The sequence below is a fragment of the Methanocalculus sp. genome (genome assembly GCF_030651615.1).
Taxonomy (GTDB): domain Archaea; phylum Halobacteriota; class Methanomicrobia; order Methanomicrobiales; family Methanocorpusculaceae; genus Methanocalculus.
In genome coordinates this window covers 1-3,043 of record NZ_JAUSCG010000001.1, presented here as the reverse complement: position 1 = coordinate 3,043, position 3,043 = coordinate 1, and the positions used below count along the sequence as shown (strand labels likewise).

The window sequence follows — 3,043 nt, the reverse complement described above, 5'->3', positions numbered from 1 at the left end:
AGGTAGTCAGGTGAGAATCCGGGAAGAACTCGTTGCAACCATCCGTGAGTCTCAGATTCCAACTATTCTGGTGACACACTCTCAGGATGATGCCCGTCTGATGGGTGATCGGATCCTCCGGCTTGATCAGGGGTCTGTTGTGGGTGAAGAGTTGCCGGAGGATCTGGGTATTCCCCTGTCTCTGGCACGAGGCAGACCCCTCAGCAGCCCAAAACGTCAGACCTGCTGAAGAAGTCCTCCTCTCCGATCAATGATACGAAAGTGATCTGTCTATAGAAGGTTCAGTACTATCTCATTGATCCAAGGTGTGCCGATGCTCCGGCGAGTACCGCCATCATCGGGAGGAGAAGGTAGCGTGAGCCGATCTGGATGAACCAGTCGGTAGGAGTCGTCCCAAAGAGTGTGACGAGGACGATTACATCGAGTATCCAGTTGATCAGAAGCCAGGAGATACCAATGGTGATACCGGCGGTAATCCAGTTCGTCTCTTCAGGAAGGGATCTGAGGTACAGGAAGATGAGGAGTGTACCGATTGCGGCGCCGGAGACGATCATCAGGCTCTTGAAGGCGAAGATATCGATGGTGAGTCCCCCGTCTGATCCGTAGAAGGGAAGGGAGATGAGGAATGGGAGAAGCCAGGTAAGGATGCCAAAGGTGAGGAGGCGCAGGTGTTGGTTCATGGATGGAGATGTGGTATTATGTATAATGAGGATTACTATTGACTTGTTCTGGGGGTGTAACAATTGGGATTCTTTGACCGGCTCAGGGCTGCTCTCTCAAGGGATGTGCAGGAATCAACGGATCAGAGACAGCATCAGCGGTGCAGCTACTGCGGAAAACGATCCGATGAACCATATACCAATTCTGAATGGAACGCCCGCGAGCGTATGTGTGAGGAGTGCGAGTATGCAGAGATGGCAGACGGGACGCTCTGGTAACGGGTGCTAATGCACCCATCGCTCTCCGTCTTTTGTGTACTCCTTCTTCCAGATCGGCACCCTCTCCTTGAGCCGCTCGATGATGTACTCACATCCTTCGAATGCTTCCCGCCTGTGGCCGGCTCCGACCAGGATCAGGACGATGTTGTCGCCGATAGTGAGGTCGCCGATCCGGTGGATGATATCAACAGTTTTTATCGGAAATTTCGCAAATGCCTCGTCACGAATTGCTTCAAGCTCTTCGACGGCGATCTCCTGATGGGATTCAAGCTCAATTCGTTCGATCCCATCGTCCCTGACGATCCCGATGAACGAGACCATTGCTCCCATCTCGGAAGTCTTTCTCTCCCTGATCAGGTCATTGATATTAAAATCTTCATTTGTGACTCGTATCATCGAATTCATCCTCCTGCAACCGGTGGATAGAGTGCGATCTCATCTCCATCTGTGAGGATGATCTCTGCTATCTCTTCCCGGTTCACTCTCTTTTTGTTCTTCATCAGGATCACATACCCACGGAGGAGCCCGTTATCCTCAAAGAGCGCTGTTCTTGCGGTCTGATTCCCTGCTGTGATACTGTCAAGGAGTGCTGCAAGTGTCGATCCTTCAGCTATCTCCTCTGTCTTTTCTGGTCCGAATATCTCCCTGAATCGTGCAAACGCTTTGATAGTGATCTTCATCTCTTCCTCCGGTTCTGAGTACTTGTGCCGGAGAAGGGTATAAACACTTATTTCAAATCCTTTCCGACTCTTTGGCGAAGATATTTATCGTCTGATATCTTAACAATTGTGAATAGTTCTCCTCTATCGGATGTGATGATGATGAAGTTGCCCTGTCAGATGATCGTATGGGATGTCCTACCTGCCATCCGGGCAGCTATTGCAGAGGAGTTGATCCGGTGTGGATCAACACAACAGGAGGCAGCAGAGATCCTCGACTGCGCCCCTTCTGCAATATCGCAGTACCTCTCGGGAAAGCGGGGATACAGAATCCTCTTTGAAGATGATATCCGCCTCCTGATCAGGGAACTGGCAGCAGATCTCCATGCTGGAAGAGAGGTGTATCTCGCCGGGAGGATCTGTACCATCTGCGTTAAGCTTCGTGAAGGAGATGAGGCATGCGGCTCCTGTGAGGGAGAAGATGACTGATCAGAAGTCGGGTGTTGCAGACAGACTCCGGGCACTCGCCCCGGTCATCATCTCTTACTCTGGTGGTGTCGATAGCTCTCTTCTGGCAGCAATTGCTGAGGAGGCGATCCGAGGTCAGTTCAGGCTCATTCTTCTTGATTCAGCGATCGTCCCCCGTCGTGCCGTATCTGAAGCATTGAAGACTGCAAGGGAGCTTGGTATTGCCTGTGAGGTGATGACATTTCCCATCCTTGATGATGAGGCGTTCTGCAGAAATCCACCTGATCGGTGTGCCATCTGTAAACGGCAGTCATCAAAGATACTCAAGGCCTCTGCATCAGGCGTTGCCATTGCAGATGGGGCAAACGTCTCGGATCTCGGAGAGTACCGCCCCGGTCTTGCTGTTGCCGATGAGGAAGGGATCGTTCATCCCTTCATCGAAGCAGGAGTCGATAAGAGAGGCATCCGTGAGATGGCACGCGGATGTAACCTCAGCTTCTGGAGTAAACCATCCAACGCCTGCCTTGCCACCAGGATCCCGTATGGCGAGCCGATCACCCCTGAGAAACTGAAGATGATTGAAGAGGGTGAAGAGGTCCTCTCTGCTCTTGGCTTCTCACAGTTCCGTCTCAGGGTGCATGGCGACATCGCCAGAATCGAGGTTCCGGAAGAGGAGCTTGACGAAGTGATCGCGCACCGTGATGAGATCACAGCTGCCTTCAGGAGCATGGGTTTTCTGTATGTTACCCTTGATCTTATGGGCTATCGGAGCGGGAGTATGGATGAAGAATTATGAATCTCGATCTGGTTCGTGCCGACTTTCCCATCACCGACGAACTCATTTATCTCGACTCTGCGGCAACCAGTCTCACCCCACGGCAGGTGGTGGATGCAGTCTCGGAGTATGATCTCAGGTACCGGGCAAATATTGGTAGAGGTGTCCACCGCCTCTCGGTTGTTGCGACCCAGCGGTACCTG

At 52.1% G+C, this 3,043-nt stretch carries 7 protein-coding genes and 1 pseudogene; 5 read left to right on the top strand and 3 right to left on the bottom strand.

Annotation, left to right across the window (positions count from 1 at the left end; translation table 11 throughout):
• Positions 1-229: pseudogene (locus Q7V06_RS00040) on the top strand (hypothetical protein); the annotation flags it as partial.
• Between the two features lie 58 nt (positions 230-287).
• Here the strand turns inward: Q7V06_RS00040 and Q7V06_RS00035 are convergent.
• Positions 288-680: a hypothetical protein gene (locus Q7V06_RS00035; protein ID WP_304836241.1), complete on the bottom strand. Its 393-nt coding sequence runs from the start codon at positions 678-680 to the stop codon at positions 288-290.
• Between the two features lie 63 nt (positions 681-743).
• Here Q7V06_RS00035 and Q7V06_RS00030 point away from each other — a divergent pair, with 63 nt between their 5' ends.
• Positions 744-938 (top strand): hypothetical protein, encoded by a 195-nt coding sequence (locus Q7V06_RS00030; RefSeq protein ID WP_304836239.1) that lies wholly within the window; start codon positions 744-746, stop codon positions 936-938.
• Positions 939-944: 6 nt separating this feature from the next.
• Here the strand turns inward: Q7V06_RS00030 and Q7V06_RS00025 are convergent, their stop codons facing one another.
• Positions 945-1,334: a molybdenum cofactor biosynthesis protein MoaE gene (locus tag Q7V06_RS00025; protein ID WP_304836237.1), complete on the bottom strand. Its 390-nt coding sequence runs from the start codon at positions 1,332-1,334 to the stop codon at positions 945-947.
• A gap of 5 nt (positions 1,335-1,339) precedes the next feature.
• Complete coding sequence (locus Q7V06_RS00020; protein ID WP_304836234.1) at positions 1,340-1,618, bottom strand: MoaD/ThiS family protein; 279 nt, start codon at positions 1,616-1,618, stop codon at positions 1,340-1,342.
• 135 nt (positions 1,619-1,753) lie between these two features.
• On the opposite strand from Q7V06_RS00020, the gene Q7V06_RS00015 reads away from it, so the two are divergent.
• From Q7V06_RS00015 to Q7V06_RS00005, 3 genes are all read left to right on the top strand, one after another.
• Positions 1,754-2,086, top strand: a complete 333-nt coding sequence (locus Q7V06_RS00015) for a transcriptional regulator (protein WP_370650783.1) — start codon at positions 1,754-1,756, stop codon at positions 2,084-2,086.
• Entirely contained in the window at positions 2,079-2,861 is a 783-nt protein-coding gene (gene larE / locus Q7V06_RS00010; RefSeq protein ID WP_304836231.1) for an ATP-dependent sacrificial sulfur transferase LarE, read from the top strand. Before Q7V06_RS00015 ends, larE begins: the two co-directional genes overlap by 8 nt.
• Positions 2,858-3,043, top strand: a 186-nt coding sequence (locus Q7V06_RS00005) for an aminotransferase class V-fold PLP-dependent enzyme (RefSeq protein ID WP_304836228.1), incomplete at its 3' end; no start/stop codon positions are given. The genes larE and Q7V06_RS00005, both read left to right, overlap by 4 nt.